15 protein-coding genes are annotated in these 15,855 nt (G+C 73.6%); 2 read left to right on the forward strand and 13 right to left on the reverse strand.

Going from position 1 to position 15,855, the window contains the following annotated elements:
- Positions 1-5: 5 nt before the first annotated feature.
- From ACWDRB_RS31680 to ACWDRB_RS31735, 12 genes are all read right to left on the reverse strand, one after another.
- A complete protein-coding gene (locus ACWDRB_RS31680; RefSeq protein WP_449899819.1) occupies positions 6-983 on the reverse strand; it encodes a Gfo/Idh/MocA family protein in 978 nt (325 codons plus the stop codon).
- A complete protein-coding gene (locus ACWDRB_RS31685) occupies positions 976-3,330 on the reverse strand; it encodes an amino acid adenylation domain-containing protein (protein WP_449899822.1) in 2,355 nt (784 codons plus the stop codon). Before ACWDRB_RS31685 ends, ACWDRB_RS31680 begins: the two co-directional genes overlap by 8 nt.
- Positions 3,327-4,304: a hypothetical protein gene (locus ACWDRB_RS31690; RefSeq protein WP_449899825.1), complete on the reverse strand. Its 978-nt coding sequence runs from the start codon at positions 4,302-4,304 to the stop codon at positions 3,327-3,329. Before ACWDRB_RS31690 ends, ACWDRB_RS31685 begins: the two co-directional genes overlap by 4 nt.
- On the reverse strand, positions 4,301-4,954 hold the full coding sequence (locus ACWDRB_RS31695) for a 4'-phosphopantetheinyl transferase family protein (RefSeq protein ID WP_449899827.1): 654 nt from the start codon (positions 4,952-4,954) through the stop codon (positions 4,301-4,303). The genes ACWDRB_RS31690 and ACWDRB_RS31695 overlap by 4 nt, the downstream gene beginning before the upstream one ends.
- A gap of 38 nt (positions 4,955-4,992) precedes the next feature.
- Positions 4,993-6,207 (reverse strand): acyl-CoA dehydrogenase family protein, encoded by a 1,215-nt coding sequence (locus ACWDRB_RS31700; protein ID WP_449899829.1) that lies wholly within the window; start codon positions 6,205-6,207, stop codon positions 4,993-4,995.
- Positions 6,204-6,458 carry a phosphopantetheine-binding protein gene (locus ACWDRB_RS31705; RefSeq protein WP_449899831.1) on the reverse strand — a complete coding sequence of 85 codons (255 nt, stop codon included), beginning with the start codon at positions 6,456-6,458 and terminating at the stop codon, positions 6,204-6,206. Before ACWDRB_RS31705 ends, ACWDRB_RS31700 begins: the two co-directional genes overlap by 4 nt.
- Positions 6,459-6,460: 2 nt before the next feature.
- Positions 6,461-7,708 carry a type III PLP-dependent enzyme gene (locus ACWDRB_RS31710; protein WP_449899833.1) on the reverse strand — a complete coding sequence of 416 codons (1,248 nt, stop codon included), beginning with the start codon at positions 7,706-7,708 and terminating at the stop codon, positions 6,461-6,463.
- A complete protein-coding gene (locus ACWDRB_RS31715; RefSeq protein WP_449899835.1) occupies positions 7,701-9,197 on the reverse strand; it encodes a class I adenylate-forming enzyme family protein in 1,497 nt (498 codons plus the stop codon). The genes ACWDRB_RS31710 and ACWDRB_RS31715 overlap by 8 nt, the downstream gene beginning before the upstream one ends.
- A complete protein-coding gene (locus ACWDRB_RS31720; RefSeq protein ID WP_449899837.1) occupies positions 9,194-10,426 on the reverse strand; it encodes a hypothetical protein in 1,233 nt (410 codons plus the stop codon). Before ACWDRB_RS31720 ends, ACWDRB_RS31715 begins: the two co-directional genes overlap by 4 nt.
- Before the next feature lie 6 nt (positions 10,427-10,432).
- Positions 10,433-11,614 carry an inositol-3-phosphate synthase gene (locus tag ACWDRB_RS31725; protein ID WP_449899840.1) on the reverse strand — a complete coding sequence of 394 codons (1,182 nt, stop codon included), beginning with the start codon at positions 11,612-11,614 and terminating at the stop codon, positions 10,433-10,435.
- 91 nt (positions 11,615-11,705) lie between these two features.
- Positions 11,706-12,212, reverse strand: a complete 507-nt coding sequence (locus ACWDRB_RS31730) for a flavin reductase family protein (protein WP_449899843.1) — start codon at positions 12,210-12,212, stop codon at positions 11,706-11,708.
- A 175-nt stretch (positions 12,213-12,387) separates the two neighbouring features.
- The gene (locus tag ACWDRB_RS31735; protein ID WP_449899846.1) at positions 12,388-13,371 is read right to left on the reverse strand and encodes a ScbA/BarX family gamma-butyrolactone biosynthesis protein; all 984 of its coding nucleotides are present in this window, start codon (positions 13,369-13,371) and stop codon (positions 12,388-12,390) included.
- 228 nt (positions 13,372-13,599) lie between these two features.
- Here ACWDRB_RS31735 and ACWDRB_RS31740 point away from each other — a divergent pair, with 228 nt between their 5' ends.
- Positions 13,600-14,226: a ScbR family autoregulator-binding transcription factor gene (locus tag ACWDRB_RS31740; protein ID WP_449899848.1), complete on the forward strand. Its 627-nt coding sequence runs from the start codon at positions 13,600-13,602 to the stop codon at positions 14,224-14,226.
- Complete coding sequence (locus ACWDRB_RS31745; RefSeq protein ID WP_449899851.1) at positions 14,223-15,176, forward strand: NAD-dependent epimerase/dehydratase family protein; 954 nt, start codon at positions 14,223-14,225, stop codon at positions 15,174-15,176. Before ACWDRB_RS31740 ends, ACWDRB_RS31745 begins: the two co-directional genes overlap by 4 nt.
- Here ACWDRB_RS31745 and ACWDRB_RS31750 read toward each other — a convergent pair.
- On the reverse strand, positions 15,173-15,799 hold the full coding sequence (locus ACWDRB_RS31750; RefSeq protein ID WP_449899854.1) for a TetR family transcriptional regulator: 627 nt from the start codon (positions 15,797-15,799) through the stop codon (positions 15,173-15,175). The genes ACWDRB_RS31745 and ACWDRB_RS31750 overlap by 4 nt on opposite strands.
- Between the last annotated feature and the right edge of the window lie 56 nt (positions 15,800-15,855).

Consider the following 15,855-nt stretch of genomic DNA (forward strand, 5'->3'; position numbering starts at 1 on the left):
GAGCTTCAGCACGCCCGCAGCGCGGCCGTCGCCGCCTCGGCGACCTCCAGGGTCCGGATCGCGTCCCGCAGCCCCGCTTCGCAGGACCCGCCGGCCCTGACCAGGCCGGCAAACGATTCGGCCTGCCGGATCAGGGCGGTCTCGAACGCCGTGGGCTCCGCGGGACCGATGAGGCAGTGCCGCTCGTGCCCGCGCGAGCCGAAGACCTCGACCATCACGGTATCCCCTGAGGGGTGGTACCGGCCGAGGCTGACCGTTCCGAGCGTCCCACCGGACAGGCGCAGTGACGCGCACGCACCGTCCACGTCGCCGCTCGCGGCCGGATCCTCGACGTGGGCGGCCGCCATGGCGTGCACCTCGATGACCTCCTGTCCCGTCAGGTAGCGGATCTGGTCCACCTCGTGGACACCCATGTCCACGAAGATGCCACCGCTGGTGGACCGGAACCCGGCGGCCGGCGGTTCCTCGTCCCACTGGGACGCGGCGACGAGGTACAGAGAGCCCAGGTCGCCGGCCCGGATCCGGCGGCGCAGCGCGGTGAGCGCGGGCAGGTGCCGGCGCCAGTACGCGACTCGCATCGGCACCCGCTGCCGGCTCGCGAGATCGGCGGTCTCGCGGAGTTCCGCGGCCGAGCCGCCGCCGGGCTTCTCGCACAGCACCGGTACGCCCGCGGCCACCGCCTCCCGCGTCAGCCGCGCGTGCTCACCCGTGGGAGCCGCCACCAGGACGCCCTCCGGCGGTCGTTCGTCGAGCAGCTCGCGGAGGCCGGCGTGGACGCGCAGCCCGGCTTCGGCCAGGACCGCGCGGGTCTCGGCCCTCGGCTCGACGACGTCCGTCACCGCGACCTTCTCGCTGAGGGCCAGCGCGTTCAGGTGGGTGCGGCCCATCCTTCCCGCTCCCACGAGCGCGAGCCGGAAGCGGCCGTCGCGGTCCGGTCCGTCAGGGGCCGCGGACGCGCCGGTCCCGTACGTCTGCTCAGTCATCGAGCCACCCGCTGACTGCCGCGACCGTGGCAGGACCGCCGGCGACGAGGACGTGGTGACCGTCGGGCCTGCGCCAGCGACGGCTCGTGCCGCCCGCGGCCTCGACCAGAGCCAGACCGGCCGCGATGTCCCAGGGCTTGGGGTCGATGCTGACGAATCCGTCGAGTTCGCCCGTGGCCACCGCTACCAGGTCGCAGACGGTCGACCCGAAATTGCGCAGGTCCTGCACGCGGCCCGCGAGTTCGGCGAAGCAGCGGTACGCCGCCGCGCGGGCCTGGGAGGAGCTGGGCACCGCGAAGGAGATGAGGGCGGAGCCCGGGTCCCGGCCGGCGACCCGCACCGGGCGGGAGAGGCTGGACGTCGCCACGCCGTGGGAGACGGCCAGCCAGTGTCCCGTCGCCGGCAGCACCACGGCCGCCGCCAGCACGTCGCCGTCCCGCTCGGACTCCACCGCCACGCTGACGGCGAACCTGTCGATGCCGTGCGTGACGTTGACCGTGCCATCGAGGGGGTCCACGACCCAGCGCAGGCCCGACGTTCCCTGCCGGTGCCCCGACTCCTCGGTGAGCCAGGAGTCGCGCGGGCGGGCGGCGCTGATCACGTTCCGGATCGCCTCGTCGGCGGCGAGGTCGGCGGCCGTCACCGGGTCGCGGTCGTGCTGATCCCCGGCGGCCCGGTCCCGGTGCGCACATACCGTGCCCAGCCGGGCGAGCACCTGGTCGCGGCCGGCCCGAGCGGCCGCCAGCGCCAGCTCGCCGAGGTCCGGGCCGGCGCCGGCGAGCGGCTCCGTGCGCGCCGCGCCGCGCCGCAGGTCCGCCGCCAGCCGGCGGCGGTCGGTCTTGCCGTTCTCGTTCACCGGCATCGCCGGCACGTGGTGAACGCCGCTGGGGATCATGTACGGCGGCAGCGCGGCCCCGACCGCCGCCCGCAGGTCGTCGCCGAGTCCCTGCAGCCCGGTGTAGACGGCGTGTATCTCCACGCCGCCGTCGGCCTCGACCGGCACGACGGCGACCTCCGCGACGCCGTCGTGCCGTCGCAGCACACCTTCGATCTCGCCGGGCTCGACACGGTGCCCCCTCACCTTCACCTGGTCGTCGACGCGGCCGAGGTGCAGCAGCTCGCCTTCCCACCACCGGACCCGGTCACCGGTGCGGTACCAGTCGCCGTCCGCCGGTCGCCCGGCGACGTCGGCGAGGTCGGATGGCGCACCCGTGAGGAAGCGGTGCTCGTCGTCCCGCGGGTCCAGGTAGCCGGGGAAGCGCTGGGAGCCGCGGACGCACAGTTCTCCCTCTCCGCCGTCCTCGCCGCTCGCCCTGACGACCGCCTCCAGGTGGGGGAGCGGCCGGCCGATGGGGACCGTCCCGTTCGGCGTGCGCGGCCACGCGGACCGCTCGCCGGGCAGCCGGTAGGCGGTGCAGGTGATGGTGAGCTCGGTCGGCCCGTAGAGGTTGTCGATGACACTGCCCGGTGCCGCGTCCGCCCACGCCGTGGCCTGGTCGAGGGTGAGTTGCTCGCCCGCGAAGATGCTGACCCGCAGCCCTGGCAGCACGCCGGGCGTGAGCATCCGCATCCGGCGGGCCAGGGAGATCACCGAGGGGACGGAGCTCCAGTGCGTGATCCCACGTTCGTTGACGAACGAGACCGGTGTCAGCTCCTCCTCGCGGCTGGGCACGACCAGGGTGGCGCCTGACCCCCAGGCGAGGAACATGTCGAGGACCGAGGGATCGAAGGTCAGGGCGTAGTGCTGGGAGACCCGGCACTCCGGGGTGAGCGCGTACCGCTCCAGGGCGGCGGCCAGGTACTCCGAGAGGTTGCGGTGCCGGATCGGAACGCCCTTGGGCCTGCCGGTCGAGCCCGAGGTGAAGAGGATGTAGGCGACGTCCTGAGGCTCCCCCCGATACGTGGAGGCCGGGCCCGGCTCGCCGTCGCCGGGGTGGACGCACACCTCCACGCCCGGGACGTCCCGCGCGATGCCGGCGGCGAGTTCGGCGGAGCCGGGATCGGTCAGCAGCACGCGGACGCCCGCGGACCGGCACATCTGCGCCAGACGCGCCGCCGGGAACCGGGGGCTGAGGGGAACCACCGGCCGGCCCGTGCGCAGCACGGCCAGGTATCCCGCGTATGTCCTGACGTCCCGTCCGGCGAGCAGCCCGACGGGTGCCGGGCCGGCGACCCGCGACCCGATCGTGGCGGCGAGCCGCTCGGCACTGGTGTGCAGCTCGGCGTACGTCAGCTTGTGCGTGCCGATCTCGAGTGCGGTCGCGTCGGCGGCCCGTTCGGCGCTCGACGAGAACAGGTGCCACAGGGTGCTGGTGCGGGAGGTGACGTCTCCTGGTGAAGTGATCACGTCTGGTCTCCTGGGAGAGGTTGGTCGGCGTCGGTCTGCCCGAGGGCGAGCTGGGCGGCGAGGGCGTCGGCGAAGGCCCGGCGGATGATTCCCGGGCGGGGCCGGCCGCGGGCGGCGCTTTCCGCCGCGTACCGCAGCAGGCGCGGCATCGCCGCCCACCGCTCCGCCGCCGCTGCCAGCATCGGGCGGGCCGGATCACCAGGTGCCGCGGCGGTGAGACGGTGCCGCAGGGCGAAGCGGTGGTGCCCGGCGAGGGCCCAGCAGTCGTCGAGGTGGAGTGCGGCCGACTCGGCCGACCGGGCCAGCCGATCGCCGAGGAACGTCAGGGCCGCCCGCTCACCTTCGAGCCACCGCCCCGGCAGTGCCTCGGTCTCTTCGGCTGAACGTTCCCGGGTGCGCTCCAGCCACCACCACCCCGGCGCGTCGGCTCCGGCGAGCGGGAAGCCGCAGGCGAGCCTGTTGCGCATCCGCTGCTGCTCGTTCCACTCGGGCGTCTCCATGGCCTCAGCGAGCCGGCGGGAGGAGAGCCGGCCGGCGAAGGGCCGTTGCGGGCCGTCCGGCAGCAGGCCGGCGAACTCGTCCCGCACCTGCCAGTCGCCTCCCTCCGCGCCGTCCACCAGCAGCCAGTGCGGGGCGCTCGGGCCGTCCGGGAGGGCGGGTGACCACGGCAGCCGGCGGTTGTCGACGAGGACGAGCACCCGGCCGAACCGGTGCCGCTGGTCCGCTACGGCGTGGAGGGCGTCCGCGGCGGACGACGCGTGCCGGTAGCGCAGGCGGCTGCCGTCGGGCAGCCGCTCCAGGCGGACGCGGTGGTGGGAGAAGGCGAGCAGCGGCGGCGGCAGATCGGTCCGCGCGGCGGATCGCACGCTGCGGGAGATGAGGCCGGCCGCGTCGAACTCGCCGTCCAGATACGCCGCCAGGTTGGCGGTGTAGCAGCTCAGGCCGTCACAGTCGATGATCGTGGCCGCGGTCACGAGCCGGCCTCCGCGCCCGGGTCCCAGGCGCAACTGACCGGGGCCGGGAACAGCTCCCTGAACGCCGCCCAGCGCAGCCTCCCCCACCGGCCGGTGCTCGCGCCCGGCTCCACCGGGATCTGCCAGGGACGACCGGCCAGTCCCTCGCCGGTCGCCTTCACACATGCTTCCTGAACCGACCAGATCCAGGCCGCCTCCACGACCGGCGCGCCGGTCCGCGGCAGGCGCGGCGCGACGCTCCGGCTTCCCTCGCCGCCGCGGATCGGCGGGATGCGCGGCCGCGGCAGTTGGACGTCGACCCCGACCCGGCCGCGAAGCCCGACGGCGGCCGCGGCCCACCCGTCGCTGTGCGACAGGCTCACGTCGACGTCGGGCCGTCCGCTCAGGAAGGGACGCCCGGATCTCCGGCCGCGTACGGGCGCGGCCGCCGCCTCCTCGTCCGCGGTCACCGCCAGCAGACCGCGCAGCAGAGCGCGCGCTGCGATCCGCTCCGCGGCCCGCCAGGCGGGCAGCCCGCCGGCCGCGGCGAGATCGTCGGGTACGCAGAGGCCGATGGGAGCATCGCCGATCGGGCAGGCGGACACGCGCACGAGGGCGCCGGAGCCGGCGAACTCCGGCGCGGCGTCAGGGAATTCGACTCCACCAGGCATGAGCAGCCCTCCGGAACGCGTCTGAGGATGGGTGCAGGTCACACGAGCCGGACTGAGACGTCGCGCAGCGCCATGGCTCCGTCGGCGGTGCGCAGCCGGTCGTTCGCGAAGTTCAGCGATGCCGAGCGCAGGTCGCGGAAGGCCCGCTCCAGCCCCGTGGGCGAGCCCCTGAGGTAGCCGTGGCGCAGGCCGACCAGCTCCACCAGGCCGTTCACCGCCGCGAAGCACTCCTCCGAGGCCCGCGTCTTGAGCGTGTTGACGAGGAGGCGTGCTGACGTGGAGGAGACCGCGCCGTGCCGGGTCTCCTCGTCGGCGACGACCCGCAGGGTGTGCCGCAGCAGCGCGTGCACCGTGTCCACGCGTTCGCGGATCACGGCCAGGTTGGACAGCACCAGCGGCGAGGAGACGTCGAGCCGCCGCGGACCGCTCTGTCCCCGTACGTACCGGATGACCCGGGCGAGGGCCCCGGCCGCGGTGCCGAGCCAGGCGGCGGCCCAGCCGAGGTGCGCGACAGGCCCGAAGAGTCCGGCGGCGATGTCGGGGAAGCCGCCGGGACCGCCGATCAGGTGCGTGGCCGGAACGGCGCCACGCAGCCGGAGGGGCACGCTCTCGGTGGCGCGCATGCCCAGCGGGTCCCAGCCACCGGTGACCTCGACCTCGAGGTGGTCCCGCGCGGCGTACACGAGGTCGACCTGCGTGGGCGAGGCGGCGCCTGCCGACCGCATGGTCACCAGGAACGCGTCCGCGTGCCTGCCGCCGGTGACCACGGGAGCGACGCGGTCGATGACGAGCGTGCCGTCGCTCTCCCACAAGGGGGACTCGGAGGTCAGCAGCTGCCCGCCCGTACCGGGCTCGGTGGTGACCGAGCCCAGGTAGATCTCGCCACGCGCCAGTGCGGGCAGCAGGTCCCGGAGGAGCTGGGGATCGCCGTGCCGTACGACGGCGGTGGCCTGCTGGCAGTGCATGGCGAAGACCAGAGCGGTCGTCATGTCCGCCCGCGCCAGGGTGATCGTGGCGTCGGCGAGCTCGGTGAAGCCGCCACCCCAGCCTCCGTGTTCGACGGGCACGGGCAGGCCCAGCAGCCGGGTCCTGCGCATCTCCGCCAGGGCCGCCGCGGGAAAGGCGGCGTCCCGGTCGGCCTGGTCGGCGTGCTCGCCCGCGACCGCCGCGACGGCCTCGGCGGCCTCGCGCCAGCCGGGATCCGGCACCGGGCGCGCCCCCGGCAGGTCCGTCGTGAGCGTCCCGGAGCTCATGACGCCGCCGCCTGCGTCGCGCCGCGGAGCTCCTGGACCGCCGTCCAGAGGGTGCCGCCCGTCTCGAACGTCCGGTCCACCATCCGCTCCTCGGGGAAGAAGATGCCGTAGGTGTCTTCGATGGCGAAGAGCAACTCGATCTCACGCATGGAGTCGAGTCCGAGGTCCCGCAGGCGTGCGGTGTCGGTGATCTCCTGGTCTCCCGCGTACTTCAGGTACGGCCGCAGGATGTCGACGAACTGTGCGTCCATGGTCAGCTCTCCTCAGTACGGTCAAGCGCGTGACGTTCCCATACGAGCCGTGACACCTCGGTGATCTCGCCGCCCTCGACGATCACCTCGAGCGGCGCCGGATGGCCCAGGAACCCGGTCAGGCTGGCGGTCAGGCCGTACGCCCCCACGTTGGGCACCTCCAACACGTCACCCGGCCGTACCGGGGGCACCGGCGCGGCCCGCGCCCAGGTGTCCAGCGGCGTGCACAGCGGTCCTGTGACCAGCGACCGCTCGGCCGGACCGCCGCCGCTCCCGTTGCCGTTCGCAAGCTCCGGCAGCAGGGGCGGCAGCCGTCGCAGCCCTGACATGCCGCCGAGGTGGTTGATGCCCGACTCGAGGACGACGACCTGGGTGCCGTGCGACCACTTGACGTCCACGGCTCGGGTGATCAGCGTGCCGCACGTGGCCGTGAGGAAGCGCCCCGACTCGAAGGCGACCAGCGGGCGCCCGTCCCGCCAGCCCGCGAAGGAGTCGTCCAGGAGCCGCGCGAGCTCGCCCGCCAGCGTCGCAAGGCTGGGCAGGTGGCCGGAGCGGGCGAACGGCGCGCCGAAGCCGCCTCCGAGGTCGAGCACCTCGATCCGGTCCCGCATCACGGCCTGTGCGCGCCGGGCGGTGCGCAGGGCGGCCGCGAACTGCGCGAGGAGTTCGCTTTCCGCCATGAGGTTCGTGCCGAGATACAGGTGCAGGCCGGACACCGACGCCCGAGGGCGGGAGGCGAAGGCGTCCGGCTCGGCCTCCAGCCACTCGGTGTCGGCCCCGAACTGCGAGGCGACGCCCGTCATCGTCAGGCCCTGCCCGGCGGCGTGCTCGTGTCCGTTCAGCCGCAGGAGGCACCGCGCCGTGCCGGCCCGGGCCGCCATCGCCCGATCGACCTGATCCAGTCCGTGCGGGGAGTCCACCGAGAACCAGCGCACCCCCGCCGCCACCGCGTCGCGAACCTCCGCGTCCCGCTTGCCCGGGCCGGTGTACAGGATCGCCGCCGGATCGGCCCCGGCAGCGAGCGCGGTGGCCAGTTCGCCGGCCGAACTGACCTCCAGGGAGCAGCCGCTGCGGCTCAGCCGGGCCACGACGGCGGGATGCGGGTTCGCCTTGAGCGAGTAGTAGAGGCGGCTCGGCCGGGGCAGCGCGGCCACCAGCGTCCGGTGGCACCGTTCGACCTCGTTCAGGTCGTACACGTAGGCCGGTGTGCCCCTCTTGTACGCTTCGGCCGGCAGCGTGGTGTCAGGCATCAGAGGTCTCCTCGACGAGACGCGTCAGCCGCAGCCGGTCGATCTTCCCGTTGGCCGTCAGCGGGAGCGCGGGGAGTGTCAGGCATCTGCGCGGAATCTTCGTCTCCTCCAGCTGGCCGGTCAGCGCCGCGAGCACCTGTCCAGGAGTCAGCTCCGACGCCACGACCAGCGTCGCTCCGTGGGCCGGAGCGCGCGGTGGCACCGCGCAGGCGTCCCTGACCCGGGGGATCCGGTTGGCGGCGGCCTCGACTTCGAGGGAGCTGACGCGGGTGCCGCGCTCCTTGTAGACGTCGTCGCGCCGCCCGTCGAAATAGAGGTAGCCCTCGGCGTCCACGCTCCCGTAGTCGCCGGTGTGGAGCTGCGGAAAGAGCCCGTCAACCCGGCGGAACCGCTCGGCGGTGAGCTGCGGGCGCCGCCAGTAGCCGCTCATGACGTTCGGCCCGCGCACCACGATCTCGCCGACCTCACCTGGAGGGAGCCGCTCTCCCCGCTGGTCGACGGCGAACACCTCGGTGCCGCGAAGCGCGCGTCCGGACGAGCCCGGACGCAGCAGGTCGCCGTCGGGCGGCATGATCGTCGCCCGTTTGCACTCGGTGAGGCCGTACATCAGCTGCACCTTGAGTCCGGGGATGTGCCGGCGAAGCGTCGTGAGGACGTCGGCGGGCATGGCCGCTCCGGTGTTCGTCAGCAGCCTGAGGGCGGGCGCGCGGGCGCCGGGCCGCTCCACCAGCCGGGCAAGGGTGGAGGCCAGCGACGGCACCGCGGGGAACACCGTCGCTCCGGTGTCGCGCAGCCGGCCCAGCAGGGCCCGGCCCGCGTCCTTCGCCGAGCCCAGCTCCAGCCGTGCCCCGCCGAGGGTGGCCAGCAGGATCTGGTACAGCCCGTAGTCGAACGACAGGGGCAGCGGGCTGTACACGACGTCTTCCCCGGTGTAGCCCAGCTCCCGGTGTGCCGCCCGCGCCGCGAAGACGACCTGGGCATGGGTGGACACCACGGCCTTCGGCGCGCCGGTGCTGCCGGAGGTGTAGATGAACCACGCGGGATCCACCGGGAGGGTGCGGGAAGGCAGGCCGGCGTCGTGCGGCCCGGTGCGGGCCGCGGCGCGCATCTCGTCGAGGCCGAGGTGGACGATGCCGCTCCGCGCCGCCTCGCCGATGGTCGCGTCGTCGCCGATGACGAGCGCGGGCTCGGCGTCGGCGAGAATGTGCCGTACGACGACGGGAGGCGCCCCGGCGCTGAGCGGGACCGAGACGGCGCCGACGCGTGCGGCGCCGATCAGCAGGGGAGCGAGCCACGGACCCGCCGCCTCACTGATGACGATCCGCTCCCGCCGGCGCACGCCATGGCCGAGGAGCCAGGTCGCCAGGCGGAGGCTGGCCAGACGCACCGCGGAGTAGGTCATCGAGTCGGTGCCGTCCCCGATGGCCGGTCGCCCGGGGTGCGCGGCGGCCGCGGCATCCAGCAGGTCGTGAAGGACGGTCGCGCTCATGGCCGCACCCCGATGCCGCTGTGCCGTGCGGCCGGCGGGAACAGCTCGGCGAGCGAGACGGCGTCGCGCACGGTACGCGCCGACAGGCCGGCGGCGTCGTACGGCCGGCCCAGGAGCCGCTCGACGGAGTCGAGCACCTCGACGAGGCGGTAGGAGTCGAAGCCGGGGAGCTCGCTCAGGGTCGGTGCCCGGTCCAGCGCCTCGGCGTCGATCGACAGCGTCTCCATCAGCGCGCGCCGGATCGCCGCCACGGCTTCGTCCCCGGCGTCGTCCCCGGCGCCGGCGTGCGCGCGCACGAGCTGCCGGGCGACCTCGGCCTCGTCGCGCAGCAGGGCGGCCAGGCGGTCCACCAGAGAGGGGTCCGGGACGCCCGAGCGCTGTCGCCGCCGCTGGGCCACGTAACTCTGCGTGGCCAGGGCCCGCCACCGGTCGACGAGGTCGCCCATCGGGCCCACCGCCTCGGCAGGCAGCCCGGCGTGGCGCAACCACGCCTCGTGCAGCATCCGCTCCCGCAGCAGCATCCAGATGTCCAGGACCAGGCGATCCAGCGTGCCTGGATCCTTGACGCACTGGCGGGCCCGCTCGAGGTAGCGCTCCCTGTCTGCTTCCGCGGCGCTCAACCGGGCCGCGTTCTCCGCGAGGACGCGGCCGGGGGGAACGTCCGTGACGTGCGCGGGCTCCAGGAGGTAGGCGGTGGCACCATCGGTGGCACCATCGGTGGCACGGTCGCCGAGCAGCGCGCCGGCCTCGTCCGCGGAAAGCGTCCACGTGCCGGGTCGTGCGGGTCCCCAGCGGGTGTCGTTGTGGTAGGCGTCCACGACCGTCACCCGCTCGTCGTCAGGACCGGCGCACAGCAGGAAGCTGTGCGTCATGTGCTCGCGTCCCGCGTAGGGCAGCCACGGCATCCGGTGGGCGTCGCCCACCACGAAAAGCGGGGCGTGTTCGCGCGCCGTCCGACGCGGGAACGTCCCGTCCGAAGCCCGCCATATCTCGGCTACCCGCAGACCGAGGGCCGTTTCCGCCTCCGCGAGCCGCTCCGCGGGCGAACGCGCGAAGCCACCGTCGGCACCCGGCCGGAATCCCCAGCTCGCGCCCAGGGCCAGGTGGGTGCCGGGGCCGTGGCCGCGGTCCGCGACAACGGCGAGGTTGGACTGCAGGCAGTCGAGCGCGTCGGCTCGCACATGGGCCAGCAGCCGTTGCCAGTCCGTCCGGTCCGGTTCCATGGCCACGGCGGTTCACCCGGTCGACGTCGGCAGGGAGCGGGCCCACTCGACGAGCCGCACCTGCTGCCTGCCCAGCTCGTGCGTGGCCAGCCCGACCGGATCCTTGAAGAAGAAGGCCAGCTCGGTGACCGCGCCGACCCGCCCGGCGGAGTGGGCGGCGGCCATGAGCCGGGCGAGGTCCAGCACGAGCGGGGCGGCCAGCGTGGAGTCGATGCCCTGCCAGGTGAACTGGAGCGCCATCCGGATGCCCAGGAACCCCTCGAAGGAGATGTGGTCCCAGGCCGTCTTGTGGTCGCCCAGGTCGGGCACGTTGTCGATGTGCAGGGGCGCCGGCACGTCCTCGCCGAGCAGCGAGGGCAGCACGCCCGACTTCGAGCGCATCTTGCTCTCGGCCGTCGCCGAGTCCGCCAGCGTCGCGCCGTCCCCGCCGCCCAGCAGGTTCGTCCCGGCCCACGACAGCACGCGCAGCGCACGGGAGGTGAACATCGGCGCCAGCACCGTCCGCAGCAGGGTTTCCCCGGTCTTGCCGTCGGAACCGGCGTACGGCACCCCCAGGCGCTCGGCCGTCTGTGCCAGCGCGGGCAGCCGGGCGCCCGCCGAGGGGGTGAAGTCGACGAACGCGCACCCGGCCCTGAACGCCGCCAGGGCGGCCATCGAGCTGGGCGGCAGCACCCGGCGGGAGGGGTCGAGCAGGGCCCGCTCGAGTTCCGCGGCGTCGCGTACGTCGTCGGTGAGCGGCACCGGGGCCTCGGTGGAGGCCACGTTGACGACGACCACCCGGTGCAGGTGGTTGCGTTCCCTGAACTCCGCGATGTCGGCGCTCATCCGCTCGATCGCCGCGTGCTGCGTCCCCTTGAGGGAGTCCAATTGACACCCTTCGCGCAGCTCCGCTTCGACGGCCGCGTAGCCGGGCCGGACCGCCTGGTAGAGCTCCGGCGGGATGACACCGGTCCCGACGAGGTGTTCGGCCCGCTTCTCGATCGGATCGTTGACGATGTCGTGCCCGCCCACGGTGAACTGCGCCCAATCGGGCAGCTGCACGTCCGCGAACGCGGCGCCTTTCGTGACGCACCCGATCGGTGCGACCAGGCCCTCCCGCAGGGCCAGCAGGCCGGTCACCGCGGTCGTGGCGACGGATCCACGGGCGCCGTTGAACCAGATGCCGGTCGGGACGTCGGCGGACGCGATAGCCATGGCTCTCTCCTCGCTTACCTGGCGTGCTCGGCTCGTTCAGAAAGCGAGACTGGTGGACGCGGATACGGACCGCATACATCGCCCGGCGAGCTCAGTACTTGAGCGCGTTGTAGCGCCCTTGGTGGTAGATGAGCGGGCGGCCCGCGCCGGATTGATCGCCCAGGAGCACCCTCGCCAGGACCAGCCGGTGGTCCCCTGCGGGGATGCGGGCCGTGACACCGCACAGGAGCCAGGCCAGCACGCCGTCCAGCACGGGGATCCCGCGAGGGCCCGCGGTCCAGTGCGTGTGCTCGGCGAAGCGGTCGGCGCCGTGACGCGCGAAGGTGGCGGCCAGCCCTTGCTGCTGCTCGCCGAGGAGGTGGACGACGACGTGGTCCGCGCGGCTGATGACGGGCCAGCACGACGAACGGGTCCCGATGTTGAACGAGACCACCGGGGGCTCCAGGGCTACGGAGCACAGCGAGGCGGCCGTCAGCCCGACGGGCCGCTCGCCCATCGCCGTGATCACGGCCACCCCCGCCGCGTGCTGCCGGAAGACGGACCGCAGGAGGTCGGCGGAGCCCTGCTGCGGCGTTCGGAGGTCGTGGATTTCCTGCATGGTGCACGTCCTTCCTCGGAGACAGGCGCGGCCACGATAGTGCGGGGAAATTCACCGACCGGCAGGTCCGGATATGAGCGGTGTATCCCTCACGTAGCCGGGAGTCCCGGGCGGACGGGGCCATCGGGCGGTCGTCCAGGGGCCGCCAGGCTTCCGGCGGCCCCTGGACCCGTGGTCAGGCCGGGACGTATGCCGGCTCCGTCAGCGCGGTGCTGTCGTCCGCTGTTTCGGTCAGCTCTGTTGTGACGACGGCGCTGAACAACTCCTCCTCGCCCTGCCGGGTCGTGACGTGGACCGTGTGATCGGCCGGCCCGGGCCGCGCCTCGATCCAGCACGGGGCGTCCAGCTCGGCGAATCTCATGAACGTCGCCCGCATGCCGACCGCCACCGCGGGTATGGGCCCCGCCAGGACTACGGCCGCCTGACGCGCGGCCTCCAGCAGCACGGCTCCGGGAACGTGGTCAACCGGATGGTCGAAGAGCACGGGATGCGTGGTGTCGGTCCGCAGTTGCCAGCGCCCAGGTGTGTCGGTCGCGGAAAGCACGACGTTCCGGCGCCGTTCGTGGCCGACCTGGGACGCCGGCAGCGGCGGCGGCGCCGGCGGCAGGCCGCCGAGGGAGGGGTCGAAGCCGGCGCGACCGCCCCGCACCCGGCGGTAGACGGCGGGCGGGTGGCAGCTGAACCTGGTCTCGGCGGTGCCCAGCGGGGAGCCGTCGCGCAGAGCGTCCACCCGCAGCGAGAGCGCCGCGATCCGGTCCTGGCGCCGCGCGATGTCGAAGCAGCGCACCTGTAATGCGACGTCGGCGGGCTGCGGGCCGATGGCGAGGGCGCCGGCGCCGTGGACGGCGTAGCGGAAGTGGTCCCAGATCAGATGATGGCCGATCGGCACCTGGTAGGCGACGTGCGAGAGCAACGGCAGTGTCTGCCGCACCGTCTCGGCGAACAGCAGCGGGTCGTAGTGGCCGGTGCCAGGGGTGTAGAAGCAGTGTTCCCTGGGCCATTGGGCGGTGATGGTGAAGGTGTCCCCACCGGTTTGTGCCCAGTCGGTGAGCAGCACCTCGGCGATCGCCGCCTTGTGGACGTACTCACGGGGCACGGTGGTGGTGAGGTGGTGCAGATTGTCGGATGTGTGGGATGGGACAGGTTCAGGTACGCGCATGATGGGCTTCATCTGAATTCCTGTGTGTGCATCGACGTGTAGACAGGCGAGGCCACGGGGGCATGTGGTGTCGGGTACCGTCCCGGCCAACAACGTAAAGAGTGTTCTGTATGAATGTCGAGGTGGGCGTCGGCCGTGCTGGTCCGGTGGCTGCGCGAGTGCGTAACATTGGGTACCGCTCGTAGCCGCCGTGCGGCGGACTCCTCGGGCGGCGGGGAGTGAGGAGCCATGTCTCATCCCAGACAAGAGCGCGCAGTGCGCACCCGGGAGCGGATCCTGCGCGCCGCGGCCGAGGTGTTCGACGAGTCCGGCTTCTCCGGCGGGAGCATCAGCAGGATCGTCCGCCGGTCCGGCACGACGATGGGCGCCATGTACCACCACTTCGCCTCCAAGGAGGACCTGGCCCGTGCGGTGATGGCCGAGCAGGACGCCGACCTGGACTTCCCGCCCGGCGAGGATGGCCTGCAGCGCCTGCTGGACATGAGCATGGAGGTGGCCCGCCAGCTGCGCACCAACGTCCTCTTCCGCGCCGGTGTCCGGCTCGCCGTCGAACAGGGCGACTTCGGCATGCGGGAGTCCGCGCCGTACGAGCTGTGGGTCAAGCGGTTCACGGAGCAGCTCGTCGCCGCCGAGCGGCGCGGCGAGCTGCTCCCCGGCGTGGACGTGGAGGACTTCGCGCGGGTGCTGGTCGGCGCCTACAGCGGCACCCAGCTGCTCTCCGAGATCTCCACCGGCCGGGCGGACCTGCTCGAGCGCATCGCCACCATGTGGCGCTACCTGCTGCCGGGAATCGCCTCCCCGGAGGCGATCTCCTGGCTCCGGATCGAGGCCGCCCCGGAGGGCCCGAGGCCATGACCCGTGGACGGGTCGTCCTCACCGGGTCCACCGGCTTCATCGGCTCTGCCGTCCTGCGCCGGCTGAGCGCCGCCGGCGTCCGGGTCCGGGCCGTCTGCCGCACGGAGCCGGTCGGGCCGCACCGCGTGCCCGGCGTGGAATACGCCCGGGCCGACCTGACGGAGCCGGCGTCGCTGCGAGGCCTGTGCGAGGGCGGCGGCGTCCTGGTGCACGCGGCCCCGTACGTGGGCCGGGATCAGGCGCGTTGCGTGGCGGTCAACGAGCGCGGCACCGCGAGGCTGGTCGCGGAGGCGCGGGCGGCGGGTGTCCGGCGGATCGTGTACGTGTCCACCACCGCCGTCTACGGCCCCGGACCGCACCGCGGCGCCGAGGTGGGAGAGCTGACCCCGGCTCCCGTCTCCGCGACCAGCCGCACCCGGCTCGCCGCGGAGCGGTCCGTGACGGGTGCGGCGGGTCTCGTGCTCCGGGCCGGACTGGTGCTGGGGCCGGGGGACCGTTGGGTGGTGCCGGCCCTGAGGGAGCTCGCACAGCGCGTACCCGGCCGGTGGGACGGCGGGCGTGCGCTGCTGTCACTGATCGACGTGGCGGACCTGGCCCGGCTGGTCGCGGCGGCGGTCACCGCGGACGCCGCGCCGGTCGGCGTGTATCACGCCGCGAACCCGGAGCCGGTGCGGGTGGGGGCTCTGCTGGACGCGCTGGCCAGGCACCTGATCCTGCCGCCCGCGGCGGACGATGCCGAAGGGCTGGCCTGGGAGGCGTGCCTGCACCGGCTGCGGACCACACCAGGGCGGGTGAGCGAGCGGCAGTTCACGCTTCTCGCCCAGGACCACTACTACCGCTGCGACGCGATCTGGGAGCGCCTGGGCTGCGCTCCGGGGCCCGGGCCGCTCACCCGTCTCGGCGCGGCCGCGTCCTGGTACCGCTCGCAGGCCGGCGAGGGCAGCTCCTAGCCGGCCTCGTCCGAGGCGTCGGTCGCCGCGGACGGTGGCCCGATGCCCGCGCAGACCACTCGCCACACTTCGTCCACCTGGCTGTGGGCCTCCCAGCTCCGGGTCACCGGTGGCGCGCACAGCGGCGTGGCCGTCGCCTCCAGGCCCGCGGCCAGGCAGCCGACCAGTACGGCGATGGTCTCGGCGTCCTGGTCGGCGCGTAACGAGCCCTCGCGGCGGGCCTGAGCCAGCAGCCGCCGAACCGCGGGCATCCAGGAGTCGTACCACTCGGGGTGCAGCCCGGGTCGTTCGCGGGACAGCCGCGCCGCGGCCCGTACGACGTAGGTGCCCTCAAGGAGTTGGGCGAGGGCACGGGTGATGCCGGCCACCGTCTCGAGCGGCGGGAGGCCGCGCAGCTCGGTGCGCAGCACCGTCTCGCGGGTGACGTCGCACCCATGCTCGGACACGGCATCGGCCAGCGCCGACTTCACGGAGAAGTGGAAGGTGAGAGCGCCGATCGTGGTGTTCGCGATGGCGCTGATCCCGTGGAGCGAGGTGCCTGCGTACCCGCGACCCGCGAACTCCAGGGCCGCCGCCTCGATGAGGAGCCTTCTCGTCTTTCCCGCCCGTTCCTGTTTCGTCATGGTCAGCTCCCGGTCTGGGCAATGCTGGTCGGCTCCCTCTGCCCGTGCCTCCCAAG

This window comes from Nonomuraea sp. NPDC003707, assembly GCF_053587055.1.

Coding starts and splice junctions, on each gene's coding strand:
- ACWDRB_RS31680 (WP_449899819.1), bottom strand. CDS start 983: ATGACTGAGCAGACGTACGGGACCGGCGCGTCCGCGGCCCCTGACGGA.
- ACWDRB_RS31695 (WP_449899827.1), bottom strand. CDS start 4,954: ATGCCTGGTGGAGTCGAATTCCCTGACGCCGCGCCGGAGTTCGCCGGC.
- ACWDRB_RS31700 (WP_449899829.1), bottom strand. CDS start 6,207: ATGAGCTCCGGGACGCTCACGACGGACCTGCCGGGGGCGCGCCCGGTG.
- ACWDRB_RS31705 (WP_449899831.1), bottom strand. CDS start 6,458: ATGGACGCACAGTTCGTCGACATCCTGCGGCCGTACCTGAAGTACGCG.
- ACWDRB_RS31710 (WP_449899833.1), bottom strand. CDS start 7,708: ATGCCTGACACCACGCTGCCGGCCGAAGCGTACAAGAGGGGCACACCG.
- ACWDRB_RS31715 (WP_449899835.1), bottom strand. CDS start 9,197: ATGAGCGCGACCGTCCTTCACGACCTGCTGGATGCCGCGGCCGCCGCG.
- ACWDRB_RS31725 (WP_449899840.1), bottom strand. CDS start 11,614: ATGGCTATCGCGTCCGCCGACGTCCCGACCGGCATCTGGTTCAACGGC.
- ACWDRB_RS31730 (WP_449899843.1), bottom strand. CDS start 12,212: ATGCAGGAAATCCACGACCTCCGAACGCCGCAGCAGGGCTCCGCCGAC.
- ACWDRB_RS31735 (WP_449899846.1), bottom strand. CDS start 13,371: ATGCGCGTACCTGAACCTGTCCCATCCCACACATCCGACAATCTGCAC.
- ACWDRB_RS31740 (WP_449899848.1), top strand. CDS start 13,600: ATGTCTCATCCCAGACAAGAGCGCGCAGTGCGCACCCGGGAGCGGATC.
- ACWDRB_RS31745 (WP_449899851.1), top strand. CDS start 14,223: ATGACCCGTGGACGGGTCGTCCTCACCGGGTCCACCGGCTTCATCGGC.
- ACWDRB_RS31750 (WP_449899854.1), bottom strand. CDS start 15,799: ATGACGAAACAGGAACGGGCGGGAAAGACGAGAAGGCTCCTCATCGAG.